At 48.3% G+C, this 14,674-nt stretch carries 12 protein-coding genes and 3 tRNA genes; 8 read left to right on the top strand and 7 right to left on the bottom strand.

From position 1 onward, the window contains the following. Nucleotides 1-117: 117 nt before the first annotated feature. The 3 genes from AC5FXQ_RS21570 to AC5FXQ_RS21580 form a co-directional block, all read right to left on the bottom strand. Nucleotides 118-191, bottom strand: a tRNA-Asp gene (locus AC5FXQ_RS21570). Nucleotides 192-249: 58 nt separating this feature from the next. Beyond that, nucleotides 250-323: transfer RNA gene (locus AC5FXQ_RS21575), tRNA-Asp, on the bottom strand. 61 nt (nucleotides 324-384) lie between these two features. After that, nucleotides 385-458 (bottom strand) — tRNA-Asp (locus tag AC5FXQ_RS21580). Between the two features lie 224 nt (nucleotides 459-682). On the opposite strand from AC5FXQ_RS21580, the gene AC5FXQ_RS21585 reads away from it, so the two are divergent. The 6 genes from AC5FXQ_RS21585 to AC5FXQ_RS21610 all read left to right on the top strand — a co-directional run bounded on the left by AC5FXQ_RS21585 (nucleotide 683) and on the right by AC5FXQ_RS21610 (nucleotide 5,232). After that, nucleotides 683-1,633 (top strand): acetyl-CoA carboxylase carboxyltransferase subunit alpha, encoded by a 951-nt coding sequence (locus tag AC5FXQ_RS21585; protein WP_493604482.1) that lies wholly within the window; start codon nucleotides 683-685, stop codon nucleotides 1,631-1,633. Nucleotides 1,634-1,832: 199 nt separating this feature from the next. Beyond that, the gene (locus AC5FXQ_RS21590) at nucleotides 1,833-2,675 is read left to right on the top strand and encodes an MBL fold metallo-hydrolase (protein WP_493604483.1); all 843 of its coding nucleotides are present in this window, start codon (nucleotides 1,833-1,835) and stop codon (nucleotides 2,673-2,675) included. Beyond that, entirely contained in the window at nucleotides 2,675-3,445 is a 771-nt protein-coding gene (locus AC5FXQ_RS21595) for a patatin-like phospholipase family protein (RefSeq protein WP_493604484.1), read from the top strand. Before AC5FXQ_RS21590 ends, AC5FXQ_RS21595 begins: the two co-directional genes overlap by 1 nt. 117 nt (nucleotides 3,446-3,562) lie before the next feature. Further along, complete coding sequence (locus AC5FXQ_RS21600; protein ID WP_493604485.1) at nucleotides 3,563-4,213, top strand: hypothetical protein; 651 nt, start codon at nucleotides 3,563-3,565, stop codon at nucleotides 4,211-4,213. A gap of 93 nt (nucleotides 4,214-4,306) precedes the next feature. Next, nucleotides 4,307-4,858: a 1-acyl-sn-glycerol-3-phosphate acyltransferase gene (locus AC5FXQ_RS21605; RefSeq protein WP_493604486.1), complete on the top strand. Its 552-nt coding sequence runs from the start codon at nucleotides 4,307-4,309 to the stop codon at nucleotides 4,856-4,858. A gap of 29 nt (nucleotides 4,859-4,887) precedes the next feature. Beyond that, nucleotides 4,888-5,232 carry an MmcQ/YjbR family DNA-binding protein gene (locus tag AC5FXQ_RS21610; protein ID WP_493604487.1) on the top strand — a complete coding sequence of 115 codons (345 nt, stop codon included), beginning with the start codon at nucleotides 4,888-4,890 and terminating at the stop codon, nucleotides 5,230-5,232. Nucleotides 5,233-5,315: 83 nt separating this feature from the next. Here AC5FXQ_RS21610 and smc read toward each other — a convergent pair whose 3' ends face one another. Beyond that, nucleotides 5,316-8,858, bottom strand: coding sequence for a chromosome segregation protein SMC (gene smc, locus AC5FXQ_RS21615; protein ID WP_493604488.1), 3,543 nt, complete (start codon nucleotides 8,856-8,858; stop codon nucleotides 5,316-5,318). 141 nt (nucleotides 8,859-8,999) lie between these two features. Between smc and AC5FXQ_RS21620 the strand changes: the two genes are divergently transcribed. Beyond that, entirely contained in the window at nucleotides 9,000-9,548 is a 549-nt protein-coding gene (locus AC5FXQ_RS21620; RefSeq protein WP_493604489.1) for a hypothetical protein, read from the top strand. 97 nt (nucleotides 9,549-9,645) lie between these two features. Here the strand turns inward: AC5FXQ_RS21620 and AC5FXQ_RS21625 are convergent, their stop codons facing one another. The 3 genes from AC5FXQ_RS21625 to pckA all read right to left on the bottom strand — a co-directional run bounded on the left by AC5FXQ_RS21625 (nucleotide 9,646) and on the right by pckA (nucleotide 12,798). Beyond that, a complete protein-coding gene (locus tag AC5FXQ_RS21625; protein WP_493604490.1) occupies nucleotides 9,646-10,311 on the bottom strand; it encodes a DUF4159 domain-containing protein in 666 nt (221 codons plus the stop codon). Between the two features lie 18 nt (nucleotides 10,312-10,329). Further along, nucleotides 10,330-11,046, bottom strand: coding sequence for a 16S rRNA (uracil(1498)-N(3))-methyltransferase (locus AC5FXQ_RS21630; protein ID WP_493604491.1), 717 nt, complete (start codon nucleotides 11,044-11,046; stop codon nucleotides 10,330-10,332). Nucleotides 11,047-11,181: 135 nt separating this feature from the next. Further along, nucleotides 11,182-12,798, bottom strand: coding sequence for a phosphoenolpyruvate carboxykinase (ATP) (gene pckA / locus AC5FXQ_RS21635; RefSeq protein WP_493604492.1), 1,617 nt, complete (start codon nucleotides 12,796-12,798; stop codon nucleotides 11,182-11,184). Nucleotides 12,799-13,011: 213 nt separating this feature from the next. Here pckA and AC5FXQ_RS21640 point away from each other — a divergent pair, with 213 nt between their 5' ends. After that, nucleotides 13,012-14,598: a peptide MFS transporter gene (locus AC5FXQ_RS21640; protein WP_493604493.1), complete on the top strand. Its 1,587-nt coding sequence runs from the start codon at nucleotides 13,012-13,014 to the stop codon at nucleotides 14,596-14,598. Nucleotides 14,599-14,674: the final 76 nt, after the last annotated feature.

The following is a 14,674-nucleotide window of genomic DNA, read 5'->3' on the forward strand; positions in this document are numbered from 1 at the left end:
ATAGGTATAGGTATAGGTATAGGTATAGGTATAGGTATAGGTATAGGTATAGGTATAGGTATAAGAAGGGGAGGGCTATAAACGCAAAAAGCCCTTGCTTTCGCAAGAGCTTTTAAGCGGTCTGGACGGGACTCGAACCCGCGACCTCCGCCGTGACAGGGCGGCATTCTAACCAACTGAACTACCAGACCAATATCTTGAAAAAAACAGAGTCATCTACTCTGAAAAATAAACCGCAGTTTAAATCTGCGGTCTGGACGGGACTCGAACCCGCGACCTCCGCCGTGACAGGGCGGCATTCTAACCAACTGAACTACCAGACCAAAATCTTGAAATTTGCAGAGCCTATTGCTCCGCATTTGTTAACCGCAGTGGTTTAAGCTGCGGTCTGGACGGGACTCGAACCCGCGACCTCCGCCGTGACAGGGCGGCATTCTAACCAACTGAACTACCAGACCATTCTGATTTTCCTTTACGCTATCCGTTAAAGTGTCACAAATGTAGAGGGTAAATTTTGATTCTGCAAGTGTAGGTACATAATTTGGCGCTATATTTTTGCCTTAAAAACGTAACTTGCTCAAAACCAAATATTCTTTTTTTGTAATAGACGATAATTTTAGAAGATTGGCAATTCCGTAACTGTAATCTATTAAATTTGTGCTTCAATCAGCAATGAGGAATTATGCTTTTGGATTTTGAACAACCTATAGCGGCCCTGGAGGGCAAACTGCAGGAAATGAAAAAACTGGCCAGCGAAAGCCAGGTAGACGTTTCGGAAGCAGTCAAAGCGCTTGAAGAAAAGATAAAGACGCTCAAGAAAGAGACCTACGCCAACCTGACCCGTTGGCAGCGTGTTCAGCTTTCGCGCCACCCGGACAGGCCGTATACCTTAGACTACATCGCAGGAATCACGTCTAAGTTTGTGGAGTTGCACGGTGACCGTACCGTGAGCGACGACAAAGCCATGGTAGGTGGGTTTGGTGAAGTAGATGGACGCAGCATCATGTTTATCGGTCAGCAGAAAGGCCGTAACACGAAGCAGCGCCAGATGCGTAATTTTGGTATGGCCAACCCGGAGGGATATCGCAAGGCGCTTCGTCTCATGAAAATGGCTGAGAAGTTTGGCCGTCCGATTGTTACTTTCATCGATACTCCTGGAGCCTTTCCTGGTCTGGAGGCGGAGGAGCGTGGACAGGGTGAGGCGATTGCCCGTAACCTGAAAGAGATGTTCATGCTGAAAGTACCGGTAATCTGCATTATCATAGGAGAGGGCGCCTCTGGCGGTGCTTTGGGTATAGCCATTGGCGACCGTGTGATGATGCTGGAGAACACCTGGTACTCTGTTATTTCTCCTGAATCCTGCTCGTCAATTTTATGGCGCAGCTGGAACTACAAAGAGCAGGCCGCCGAAGCCCTGAAGCTCACAGCAACTGACATGCTGCAGCACAAGCTGATTGACGGTATTATCAAAGAGCCGCTTGGTGGAGCGCACACAGAACCAGACAAAATGATGCGTACCCTCAAGAAAGAGATTTGCAAAATGCTGGATGAGTTGGAAGGTATTGCCCCTGAGGACCGCATTATGCAACGCATCGATAAGTTCTCTGCCATGGGCGTAGTACAGGAAAGCTGATATTGAATTTAAGAGTCTGAGAATTCCTGAACATTGGATTCTCACATTGCAAATATATAGGAGGTGGCGGCCTGCAGAGGTTTTGCCACCTCTTTTTGTTTTGGTAACTTTAGGCAGAGGACAACAACCAATAGTAAATACCGCAGTAAAATGCTGTAATTATTTCTCTAACTCCTAAACACGCTAACACTATAGAATTATGAAACTACATGTGATCGATACAGGATTTTTTAAGCTGGACGGTGGTGCCATGTTTGGGGTTGTGCCCAAGTCATTGTGGCAGCGTACGAATCCGGCCGATGAAAATAATTTATGTACCTGGGCGATGCGCTGTCTGTTAATCGAAGACGGAGACCGTCTCATCCTGATCGACAATGGCATTGGCGACAAACAGGATGCAAAGTTCTATAGTCACTACTACCTGCACGGTGACGCCACACTAGAGAAGTCCCTGCATGCTGCTGGTTTCTCACACAGCGACGTAACCGATGTTTTCCTGTCGCACCTGCATTTTGATCACTGCGGCGGTGGAGTGAAATACAAAAACAGCGACGGTGCCCTGGAGCTTGTATTTCCGAATGCCACTTACTGGTCTAATGCCGAACACTGGAAATGGGCTACCGAGCCGAATGCCCGTGAAAAAGCTTCATTTTTGAAAGAAAACATTTTGCCGATGCAGGAGAGCGGACATTTACAGTTCGTAGATCCTGACAAGCCATCACCTTTCCCGCAGTTTGACATCTTTTATGCTGACGGCCACACCGATAAAATGATGGTGCCAATCATCTCTTACAAAGGCCGTAAAGTGGCCTTCATGGCTGATCTGCTGCCCTCGACAGGGCATATTCCTCTTCCTTATGTCATGGGTTACGACACACGGCCTCTCCTGACGCTGGATGAGAAAGCCCGGTTTCTGAACATGGCGGCCGGCGAGAACTTCGTGCTTTACCTGGAGCATGATGCCGTAAATGAATGCTGTACTGTGCAACACACCGAGAAAGGCGTGAGGCTTGATTCAACATTCTCATTGAGCGAACTTTAATGAAAAATATAGGGCTGGCACTTTCGGGAGGCGCTGCCAGGGGCATTGCTCATTTGGGTGTGCTCAAAGCTTTTGATGAACTAGGTATAAAGCCAGCCATACTTTCAGGGGTAAGCTCTGGTGCTATAGTGGGCGTGTTCTATGCGGCCGGCTACAGTCCCGATGATACACTGCGCCTCATTAAGGAGCTTCGCATCTACCGCATCATGCGGCTGGCCATTGGGCAGGTGGGCATTCTACACCTTGATGAAGTCGAAAAGCTATACCGCCGCTACCTGGGTGATCAGGCCACTTTCGAGGACCTGGCTATACCTGTCATCATAGGTACAACTGATATGCATGCTGGTGTGACCGTTAATTTTTCGAGTGGAGACTTGATCAAACCCCTGATCGCCTCTTCTGCAGTGCCTGTCCTGTACAGACCGGTACATTATCAGGGGATGTTGCTCAATGACGGCGGACTGCTTGACAATCTGCCTTTGGAAGCCCTGGCAGGAAAGTGTGACCTTAAAATTGGCGTGCACAGTAACCCACTCAATCATGATGTCCGCATTACCAGCCTCCGCAGCATGATAGAGCGAACAGCCCACCTGGCGATAAATAACAACGTTCAACTTCGCCGTCACCTCTGTGATTTTTTCATAGAGCCACCCGCGTTAAAGTATTACAGACTGATGAGTTTCAGTAAAGCAGATGAGCTTTTTGAGGTCGGCTACAACTACACGATGAGCATTAAAAAAGAGCTGTTGCAGGCAACTATTTCATCTTGATGAAGTAAGAAGAAAAAAAAATCTTTATCTGGTGTTATTTTGTTAATATTAAAAGATATATTTTAATCTATTTTTTAATATAAACGTAAAAACCTGCATATACATCTCAACTCTACTATGCTACAACGTACCTCTACCCTTATTGTAGCCCTATTTTTTATTACTGTTTTTTCACTTAGGGCCCAGGAAAACGAGAGTTCACTCATCAGAGCTAAAATAAAACACGGCTCTCTGTTATTAGGCGGTAACCTCCAGGGGAGTTACAAGGTCACCTCAAGTGAACTAAACAATACTGGCCAGGAAATTACAGGCCGTAGGATAGATTTTAACCTGCGAAGTAAGAATGGCTATTTTGTGCGGGAGGACTTAGCCGTTGGCCTTGATCTGAGTGTGCTGCACCAGAGTAATAAGATCACCGATGTGTCAGATAGTGAACGGGAGCCAAGTAGAGAAACCTTCATTTTGGCTGGTCCTTTCATCCGGTACTACATGCTTAACGGTGTTTTTGGTGAGCTGACTATGCTGGCGGGTCTGCATAATTTTAATGATGTAAGCCGCAAGTATAAAGCTTTGGAAGGTGGTGTTGGCCTTGGGTATGCACTTTTCCTTAACAAGCAGTTTTCCCTGGAGCCTGTGCTCTCAGTTCGCTACTTCCGCAAAGTTGACAGAGACGGAAGAGCTTATACCGAATTAGGCCCTATGATTGGCTTTGGTTTGCAGGCATATCTGTTGCGACAGAAATCGCATGTGATCAAACGCGCCCTCTAAGATTCTGTTTTTACTGAGAATACACTATATTTGAAATGCTAATCCATTTGCTCGTGTTGAGTCGTGGATTAGCATTTTTTTATAGCCTCTTATATGTTAGCAAAAGCAATCTCTAAACTCATCTTCAAAATTGCAGGCTGGAAATTAAACGGCAATCTGGCTCCGGACCAGCGCCGTTGTGTGATGGTGGCCGCGCCACATACCAGCAACTGGGATTTCATTTTCGCCCGTGCCGCCTTTTACATGATGGAAGCTCCCATTCGTTTCACGATCAAGAAGGAGTTCATGAAATTCCCTTTTGGCGGACTTCTCAAATCAATGGGTGCCCTGCCAATCGACCGCTCAAAGAACACGCGCATGGTAGACGCCATGATCAAGATTATCAAGGAAACACCTGGCGATATGTGTGTGCTCGTAACACCGGAAGGCACACGCAAGTACCAACCGCGTTGGCGACTAGGCTTTTATCATGTTGCAGTAGGTGCCGGCGTGCCTATTGTATTGGGTTACGTGGACTATGCTAAAAAGGAAGCAGGTATAGGGCCTTCTATTTATCCAACAGGGGATATTGAAGCGGATCTGGAAAAGATCAAAGCTTTTTACCGCACCAAGCAAGGCAAGTTCCCGGAAAATGGTGTGCGTTAAGTGTGACAAATTTGGTAACTGATCTTCAGATGAACATAGAAAAATTAAGATCCTTTTGCCTGGGCCTGAAGGGCGTAACAGAAGATGTGAAGTGGGGTAATGACCTGTGCTTTCTGATTGGCGGCAAAATGTTTTGTGTCACCAATCTGGAAGGCGCTCCGAGGGTGTCTTTTAAGGTGGCAGATGCTGTCTTCGATGAGCTCTCTACTTCAACAGGTATCGTCCCGGCTCCCTACATGGCCCGTAACAAATGGGTGCAGGTGCAGTCATGGGATAGACTAAGCGTGCAGGAGTGGGAAAATTATGTTAAGCAGTCTTGTGAACTTGTAAAATCAAAACTGACAAAGAAGCTGCAAAAAGAGATAGACGCATAACAAATGCAGTGTCATCTGGTAAATAAAACAGAAGAGCCGCTGATTTTTCAGCGGCTCTTCTGTTATGAGTAGGTATGGATTTGTTATGCAATCTGCCTTAAGTCTACAGGTATAACGCGTGATATACCTGCCTCGATCATGGTGATGCCATACATTACGTCTGTAGAAGCCATCGTGCGCTTGTTGTGCGTTACCACAATGAACTGCGACTCGTTCGAGAAGGTACGGATAATGTTGTTGAACTTGTCGATGTTTGCATCATCCAGCGGTGCATCTACCTCATCGAAGATACAGAAAGGCGCAGGCTTGAGCAGGTAGATGGCGAAGAGGAGGGAGATGGCCGTTAACGTCTTCTCACCACCTGACAGCTGGTTGATGGTCAGCGGTCGCTTACCTTTCGGCTGTGCCATGATCTCAATGCGTGAGTCCAGCGGATTCTTCGGATCAGTGAGTACCAGGTCACAGTTGTCCTCCTCTGTAAACAGGCTGCGGAACACACGGATGAAGTTCTGCTTGATCTCGTTGAATGAAGACAGGAACTTCTCCTTCGCCACGGTATCGATTTCATTGATGGTATCGATCAGGGCATTTTTGGCATTCACCAGGTCGTCACGCTGTTCTGTGATAAATCTGTTTCGCTCCTCGATCTCGACATAAGCCTCTGCCGCCATGGCATTTACAGGGCCCATTCTGTCGAGTGATGACTTTATCTCTGAGATGTTCTTATTCAGCTCTTCATTGCTTAGCTGGAACAGGCCATCATGCTCCATTTCAGGTATAGGCTGCTCCAGTTCTTCGGTGGCAATGTTGAATTCAGCACCCAGACGCTCCTGCACCGACACAAGCTTGATGCGCGTATCAGTGATGGTCTGCTGCATGCGCATCAGGAGTTCATCGGCATTCTGACGCTTGCGCTGTAGCTCCCGGATGGTCTTGTCTTTCTCATCCAGCTCACCGCGCAAACTGAAGTACTTCTTTTCGACGGCATCCAGTTCGTAGCCAAACTCACGGCGGGCTTCCACCATGGTCTGCACCAATGCCTCGTTTTCTTCTATAAAATCAGTTGCCTCAACGGTTTCCTCCTCTGACTTCTGCAGTTCCTGGCGCAGGCCGGCGATGCGCTCCTGGTTCGTCTCCACCGTTTTCTGCTTGTAGCTGATTTCCTGCTGCAGTGACCCAAAGCGGTTTTTGAGCTGGTGAAACTGGATGTTCTCCTGGTTATACATGCCTGAGATCACCGTGATCTGCTCTTGCTGCTGGTTGATCTGAGAATTCAGCACTGCCAGGCGCTCCTCCAGCTGCTTCAGTTCCTGCATGTCCTCCTCTGCCTGCGGCGACACCTGCTGGCTTTGTACATACAGGTCATCAAGACGCTGCTGCAGTTCCTGCTGCTTTTGGTCGAAGTTTTTGCGGTTCTGCTGGTGCTGTTCGTTCTTGATGCGAACTGTGAGCAAATCCTGCTGTAGTTTGGCAACCTCTTTTTCCAGCTGCTTGATCGCGTCTTTCTGTGACTCGCTGCGGTAGTTGAGCAGGATCTGTTGTTGCGCGTTGATGCGGCTTTGCATCAGTTCTACTTCCTGCTGTAGCTGCTCCAGCTCTTCAGCCAATTGCTCCAGGTTCTGCTTACGTCCCAGGCGACTGCCGTCAAACAGGCCTACCGAGCCTCCGGAGAGACTAAGCGGCTTCTTAATAGCGGAGCCATCCTTCAGGATGATGGTGCGGTAATCCTCTGCTGAGAAGTCTTCCTCGGTCTCGTCGCTGATGTACACGTTGCGCAGCATGTACTTGAGCAGGCTGCTGTACTTTTTGTCAGCTTTTACTACCTCAAAGGCTGCTTTCAGGGCTCCGTCGCTAAAGGTAGCCGTTGGCTCCAGTTCTTCGATCTCGGATAGGATGATGAAGTTTGCGCGTCCCTTGTTGTGCTGCTTGAGCAGGGCAATAGCCTCCACAGCGTCTTGCAGTTCTTCAACTACAAAGAAGTTCATGTAAGGCTCCAAATAGCTTTCTATAAGCGACTTATACTCAGGCTCACATACAATGATATCCGATAGGAGAGGAGCCGGTTTGCTCCAGTCATCAGACTGCGCCAGGTATTTGATCGCCTCCGGGAAGCCTTCCATGTTCTCGACCAATGACTTGGTCAGGTTGTACTGGTTCTGACGAGCGTCACGCTTTCGGTTTAGCGCTACCAACTGCTCTTTCAGCCCCTCTATGTCAGTTTCTGTTTTCTCAATATTCTGCAGCAGCGACTCTTCTTTGGCTTGCAGGCTCACAAGGGTAGAAGTCTTTTCCTCGAGTTCTGCCTGTGCCTCCTGCAGTTGCTCCTGCAGCACAGCGGCGTCTTCGTCGGCAGTAAGTTGTTGCTGACGAAGCTGCTCCAGGTCCTGCGTCAGGTTCTGGATCTGTACCTGGCTAATCTCTAATGATTTGTTGAGCTGGAATACGGCATTCTGCTTGCTGCGCTGCTCCTGCGACAGTTCCTGAAATGCCTCCCGCAGACTTAGCTTCTGCTCGTTTGCTTCCTGCAGTTGCTCTTTTAGGGCATTCACCTGTTCTTCGGCACCTGCAAAGCTGTCCTGTACCTGTATCAGTTCATCGCGCAGCTCAACAATGCTCTCCTGTGTATGCTCCAGGTTGGCAGTATCCTGACTGATCTGCTGGCGCAGTTGTGTCATGCGCTCCTTCAGAAAGTTGTTGCGTTCTGACTTTAGTTTTATATCATTCTCCAGCTGGCGCAGCTTGGCGGTCTGTACCTGCATGGTTTTCTGCATCTCGGCCAGCTGCTCCTGTGTCAGGTTAAGCTCAGCTTTCTGGTCGGCTATGGCGTCTTCAGCTTCTGTTACAGCCAGCACATAACCCTCTTTCAGTTCAGTCTCGCGCTGCACATCCTGCTCCAAACGCTCCAGCGTTTGCTGGTACTGGTTGATGTTACGTCGGGCATACTCCAGGCTAAACTTCTTATAGTCCTCCTTTAACTGAAAGTATTTAATCGCCTGTTTAGCCTGACGTTCCAGCGTTTTCATGTTCTTGCCGATCTCGAACAGCACGTCTTCAACACGCTCCAGGTCGGCATCGGTTTCTTCCAGCTTTTTCAACGTCTGCTTCTTGCGCACACGGAACTTGGAGATACCGGCTGCTTCTTCAAACAACAGGCGGCGGGAGTTCTCCTTGTCATTCAGGATCTCGTCCACCATCTTGAGTTCGATAATGGCGTAGCTGTCGGAGCCTATACCTGTGTCAAGGAAGAGTTCGTTAATGTCTTTGAGACGGCAGGTAACGCCGTTGAGCATATACTCGCTGTCACCGTTGCGGTAGTATTTACGGGTTACAGTTACCTGGGAGTACTCGGTAGGGAGGATGCCCTTGTTGTTGTCGAAGGTGATGGATACCTCGGCCATCTGCACCGGCTTGCGGGTCTTGGAGCCGTTGAAGATCACGTTCTCCATCTTGTCGGAGCGCAGGTTGCGGGTCTTCTGCTCTCCCAGTACCCAGCGTATCGCATCGACAATGTTGGATTTGCCGCAGCCATTCGGGCCAACTATACCTGTGATACCTTCATCAAAATTAATGACGACACGGTCACCAAAGCTCTTGAATCCTTTAATCTCTAATCTTGATACTTGCATTCGCGTCAGCGGAATCTATTCAAACCAAACTCAAAAATAAGACTAATTTGTTTACCATAGCGCAAGGGAGTAGTATAAATATGTAGGAAGTATGCAGGCGGAATACATTATTTCTGCTATATTTGATAAGAGACTGACAGCATGGAAGATTTTAAACTGATCCTATACATACTGGCCATTGTGGCTTATTTCATCTACACGGCCTGGCGCAGAGCCTTCAAGACGCCAGACGATGATGGCAGGCCGCCTGCACCCCAGGAACGACCACCGCAGGAGCGTCATGCCCCTCGGCCCATGCCAACAGCACAAACACAGCCCCGTCAGCAGCGCCCATCAGCTCCTGCTACTTCATTTGAAGATATTCTGCGGGAGATGCAGAGCAAAATGGAGCGGGCCAATGAGCAGAACAGAGCACCTGTAGAGAAGCCGAAGCCAGTTCTGAAACCGGTTACACAGCCAGCAGCGAAGGAGCGGGAACCTATGCGGGCACTTTCCCTGGAAAACCCGGAGCAAGCCCGGCTTTACAACCAGCAAAGAAAAGAGCGCATTGCAGCCGCAGATGCACTGTATGAAATCAAAAAGCAGGAGAGAAGGGAAGTACCGAATATCTATGCTCAACTGCTGCACAATCCGCAGTCTGTCCGCCAGGCGTTTATTCTTTCTGAGATATTCAACAGAAAGCAGTATTAGTGTTTTGCTGAATTATCCAATAGGGATGAGGAATGTAATTCACGTCCACAACTTATTAAGAAAAAGGCTCTTTACCGGAGCGATACCTGTAGTATACCTACAAATACTGGGTGAGGGCATAAGCCAGGATATTGGCTCCCATCTGCAGTGCTTCCTGGCGCTTGTTTTCGGGGTCATTGTGTACCTCTGCATCCTCCCAACCGTTTCCTAAGTCAGTTTCATAGCTGTAGAAGCACACCAACCTGCCTTTGTGGATGATACCAAAGCCCTGTGGCGGCTTGTTGTCATGCTCGTGAATCTTCGGTAAGCCGCTTTTAAACACATATTTCTGGCTGTAGATCGGATGATCAAAAGGCAGCTCCACGAATTCATACTCCGGAAACACCTTCTTCATTTCTTTACGGATGTACTGGTCCAACCCGTAATTGTCATCGATGTGCAGGAAGCCCCCGCTAGTCAAGTAGTTGCGCAGGTTCTGTGCCTCTGCGTCAGAAAACACCACATTTCCATGCCCTGTCATGTGCACGAAAGGGTAGCTGAATAGCTCGGGACTCCCAACTTCCACTATACCTTCTTCTGGCGCAATATTCATGTTCAGATTCTGATTGCAGAACCTGATCAGGTTTGGCAAGGACGTTTTGTTCGCATACCAGTCTCCGCCTCCGTTATACTTAAGCTTGGCTATTTTAAAGCTGTATTTCTGCTGTGCGGCCATTGAGCCACAAAGCAGGACAAAGTATAGAAGGAGGAGGGTGCGCTTCATGTGTAGGTTTTCTTAAGTTTATAACGGGGCGTAGATATCATGTAGTACGTGCAGTGTATGGCAGGCGACTAAGGCGGCAGTTTCCGTCCTCAACCGGCTCTGACCCAGCGTAACCGGTCGTATACCTAGTTCGTAGGCAGCCTCTATTTCCTTAGGTGAGAAATCCCCCTCGGGACCGATCAGGATGCAATGCTGTCGGTCTGGTTTGTAGTAGTCCCTGATCGATTTGGTCGCATCGTCTTCCAAGTGTGCTATGAAGGTATCTTCCGGTATGCAGGTTTTGATGAAATGCTGGTATGGGGTCAGTTCGTTCAATAAAGGTAGATATCCTTTCTGTGACTGTTTCATGGCACTGACCGCTATTTTCTCGATGCGGTCGAGTCGGAGTTGTTTGCGCTCTGAGTGTTCACATTCCAGAAAGGTAATGGCACTGACGCCGATCTCTACTGCCTTCTCGACAAACCACTCGATCCGGTCCATGTTTTTGGTTGGTGCCACAGCAATGTGCACATAGTAGGGGAGTTTGCCATACTCGAGCTGCTTGTCTATTATTTGCAGCTGACAGCGCTTCTGGTGCGCATCCTGAATAATGGCCGTATACCTGCCTCCTCGTCCGTCCACCAGATATACCGTGTCCCCCTGATGCAGCCGCAGCACACGGGTACAGTGCTTTGATTCATCTTCGGCCAAGGTATAGATTTCGGAATTGATGTCAGGAGTATAGAATAAGTGCACGGTATTTTCAGTTGATTTCGATGCCAGATAAAGGTATACGAATGTAGCTAATTTTATAACAAGGAAACAGCTCCATTTTCATAAAAAAAGCCTTTCCGCTTTAGCAGAAAGGCTTTTTTATCTTATCGAGACAATTTAGTCGATAGACACTTCCACCTGAGGTGCACCGGCCATGATGTCTTCGCTTGCAAAGTCAGCGTACTTGCTGAAGTTTTTCACAAACTTAGCAGCCAGGTCAGTTGCCTTCGCGTCATACTCTTCTTTGTTAGCCCAGGTATTACGAGGGTTCAACACTTCGTCCGGAACGTTAGGGCAGGTATTCGGCATTTCAACGCCAAACACAGGATGCTTCGTGTACTCTACGTTATCCAGCTCACCGTTAAGGGCAGCTGTGATCATAGCACGCGTGTAAGGCAGTTTCATGCGTGAGCCGACACCGTAAGGACCGCCAGTCCAGCCAGTGTTCACGAGCCATACGTTTACGTTGTTCTCATTCATTTTCTGGCCCAGCATCTCGGCATACTTGGTTGGGTGCAGCGGCAGGAAAGCTGCGCCGAAGCAGGCAGAGAAGGTTGTCTGTGGCTCTGTCACGCCAACCTCAGTACCGGCCACCTTGGCTGTATAACCAGAAATGAAGTGGTACATCGCCTGGCTTGTGTTCAGCTTAGAGATCGGAGGCAATACACCGAAAGCATCAGCTGTCAGGAAAAAAATGTTCTTCGGGATATCAGCTCTGGATGGCTCGATCGCATTGTCGATGTGGTGGATCGGGTAAGCGGTGCGCGTATTCTCTGTTACAGAGTTGTTGGTATAATCAACTGTGCGTGTACCTTCTACAAAGCGTGTGTTCTCCACGATAGCGCCAAACTTGATGGCGTCCCAGATCTGTGGTTCTTTCTCGCGGGTCAGGTCAATTACTTTAGCATAGCAACCGCCTTCAAAGTTGAATACACTGTCTGTTGTCCAGCCGTGCTCGTCGTCACCGATCAGTCCACGGTTCGGGTCAGCTGACAGCGTCGTCTTACCTGTACCTGACAAACCGAAGAAGATGGCTGTGTCACCATCTTTGCCTACGTTGGCAGAGCAGTGCATAGATAATGTGTTCTTCTCTTCCGGCAGGATATAGTTAAGCACGCCGAAGATACCTTTTTTCATCTCACCTGCGTAGCCAGTGCCACCGATCAGGATGATGTTACGGGTAAAGTTGATGATAGCGAAGTTAGCCTGGCGTGTGCCGTCTACTTCCGGGTCAGCCTCAAACTCCGGAGCGCAGATGATTGTGAAGTTTGGATTGTGGTCTTTAAGCTCTTCTTTCTCAAGACGCAGGAACATGTTGTTACAGAAGAGGTTATGCCATGCTTGTGTGTTTACGATGCGCAGGTTCAGACGGTAGTCAGGGTGAGCGCCCGCATAAGCATCGCGCACATAAAGTCGACGATCCTTCAGGAAGTCGATCATTTTGTCATAGAGTTTGTCGAATTTCTCAGGATCGAACGCAATGTTGATGTCGCCCCACCATACAGTGTTTTCGGTTTTAGCGTCTTTTACCACAAAGCGGTCCTTAGGAGAACGACCTGTGAATTTGCCTGTGTCACACATCAGGGCGCCAGTGTCAGTGAGTGCGCCTTCTCCATTTTTCAGAGCCTCTTCCACTAGCTCGGCAGGAGTGAGGTTCCAGAGCACTTCTTTCGCTTCTTTGATGCCCAGGCTCTCCAGACCTACTGTACCTGATTTAATACCAGATTCTTTCATTTGAAAATAAAGGGTTTTAAGTGAACTGTTTGTTTCACAACGGTGCTACAAAAATATAAAATATTAGATATTAAAATAAGATTAGTCGCTATAATTAAAAAAGAGGTCTGCAAGTAGGGTTCTCCCAAAAAATATTTGTCTGTAAGTGTTTAAACCGATATATTTACCTTCTTTGTATGCTCAACTAAACTAAACAATCAACTAACAAATCCTATGTCTTATAAAGAACATACGCTTACTGACCAGGTAAGTGAGCAAAATGCACCGATTGGCGCTGACCCGACCGGCCCGGAGATGTTCGGGCATCCGAAGGGACTGTTCTACCTTTTCTTTGCTGAACTCTGGGAGCGCTTTAGCTTTTATGGCATGCGCGCCCTGTTGGTGTTATACATGGTGAACAACCTGTTTGAGTCATTTGCAAATCGCGATGAGATTGCAATTGGTATCTACGCAGCTTATGGCGCCTTAGTTTATGCTACTCCTGTAATAGGCGGTATGATCGCCGATAAATTACTAGGCTATCGTAAAGCGATCATGCTGGGTGCCGTTTTGATGGCGCTTGGACACTTCGCACTCGCGATCGAACATCCTGTTTTCTTCTACGGTTCTCTAGCCCTTTTGATTGTAGGTAACGGCTTTTTCAAACCGAATATTTCAACGCTGGTTGGTACGCTTTACAGAGAGGGTGATACACGTCGTGATGCTGGTTTCACCATTTTCTACATGGGTATCAACATCGGTGCGATGGTGGCGCCACTTGTTTGCGGCTGGCTGGGTATGGAATATGGCTGGCATTATGGTTTCGGCGCTGCCGGTATCGGTATGTTACTCGGTTTAGTGATGTTCTGGCAGGGTAGCCGTAGCGGCGTGTTCGGTAACAATGGACTACCGCCGGAACCAGCTGTTATCAAAGAACGTGTTGCAGGTGTAACGAAAGAGGCCTGGGTAACAATCCTGAGCTTCCTGTCACTTCCTGTATTCGGTTTTCTGCTGTTCAATGGTACGCTAGACCTGCCAGGCTTTGGTGAAACGGTATTCGACGGTTCCATCATGCACATCGTGATGAACTACATCCTGCTTCCAGTTATCACGCTTGTGTTGATTTACAACCTGGTGAAAGTGGACAGTGTAGAGCGTCAGCGCCTTTTTGTGGTGATCCTGTTGACGTTCTTCATTACTGTGTTCTGGTCATTCTTTGAGCAGGCGGGTTCTTCTCTCACCCTGTTTGCGGAGCGTAACGTGAATTTGACGTTCATGAATGCGGCGCAGACCAACTCGATCAACCCATTCTTCATCATCCTCTTTGCGTTGCCATTCTCGGCTATGTGGGTATTCCTTTCCAAGCGTCGTGTGAATCCATTCACGCCTGTGAAGTTTGCCTTAGGTATAGCACAGCTGGGTCTGGGCTTCCTTATTTTCGCCTGGAGTGCCAACTATGCTGATGCGGAAGGAAGAGTATCGATCTGGTTCCTGATCCTGGGTTACATGTTCATCACAACTGGTGAGCTTTTCGTATCGCCGGTAGGTCTTTCTAAGGTAACAGAGCTTTCCCCTAAGAAGATTGTGGCCTTCATCATGGGTATCTGGTTCCTGTCATCTTCTTTCGCGCACTACATCGCTGGCCTAATCGCTAAGCTGACTGCAGTGAGCGGTAGTGAAGGGGAAGCTGCCACAGGTATGGCTTCGCTGATGGTATACACTGGCGTGTTTGAGCAAATCGCTTATGTGGCCTTTGGATTCGCGGTGCTTGCACTGTTGCTGACTCCGATCATGCGTAAGTGGATGCACGGTATTCACTAGTCTGAATAATATTTTGTCTCGTCCTGAAATAAGTTGACGGGTTTGAGACGAAATTACTTTTTAAATTGAGACCTCC

The organism is Pontibacter sp. LHS1 (assembly GCF_058932855.1).

Excerpts from the sequence above, each read along its gene's own strand:
- AC5FXQ_RS21585 (WP_493604482.1), top strand. The coding sequence starts at position 683 with ATGCTTTTGGATTTTGAACAACCTATAGCGGCCCTGGAGGGCAAACTG.
- AC5FXQ_RS21590 (WP_493604483.1), top strand. The coding sequence starts at position 1,833 with ATGAAACTACATGTGATCGATACAGGATTTTTTAAGCTGGACGGTGGT.
- AC5FXQ_RS21595 (WP_493604484.1), top strand. The coding sequence starts at position 2,675 with ATGAAAAATATAGGGCTGGCACTTTCGGGAGGCGCTGCCAGGGGCATT.
- AC5FXQ_RS21600 (WP_493604485.1), top strand. The coding sequence starts at position 3,563 with ATGCTACAACGTACCTCTACCCTTATTGTAGCCCTATTTTTTATTACT.
- AC5FXQ_RS21605 (WP_493604486.1), top strand. The coding sequence starts at position 4,307 with ATGTTAGCAAAAGCAATCTCTAAACTCATCTTCAAAATTGCAGGCTGG.
- AC5FXQ_RS21610 (WP_493604487.1), top strand. The coding sequence starts at position 4,888 with ATGAACATAGAAAAATTAAGATCCTTTTGCCTGGGCCTGAAGGGCGTA.
- smc (WP_493604488.1), bottom strand. The coding sequence starts at position 8,858 with ATGCAAGTATCAAGATTAGAGATTAAAGGATTCAAGAGCTTTGGTGAC.
- AC5FXQ_RS21620 (WP_493604489.1), top strand. The coding sequence starts at position 9,000 with ATGGAAGATTTTAAACTGATCCTATACATACTGGCCATTGTGGCTTAT.
- AC5FXQ_RS21625 (WP_493604490.1), bottom strand. The coding sequence starts at position 10,311 with ATGAAGCGCACCCTCCTCCTTCTATACTTTGTCCTGCTTTGTGGCTCA.
- pckA (WP_493604492.1), bottom strand. The coding sequence starts at position 12,798 with ATGAAAGAATCTGGTATTAAATCAGGTACAGTAGGTCTGGAGAGCCTG.
- AC5FXQ_RS21640 (WP_493604493.1), top strand. The coding sequence starts at position 13,012 with ATGTCTTATAAAGAACATACGCTTACTGACCAGGTAAGTGAGCAAAAT.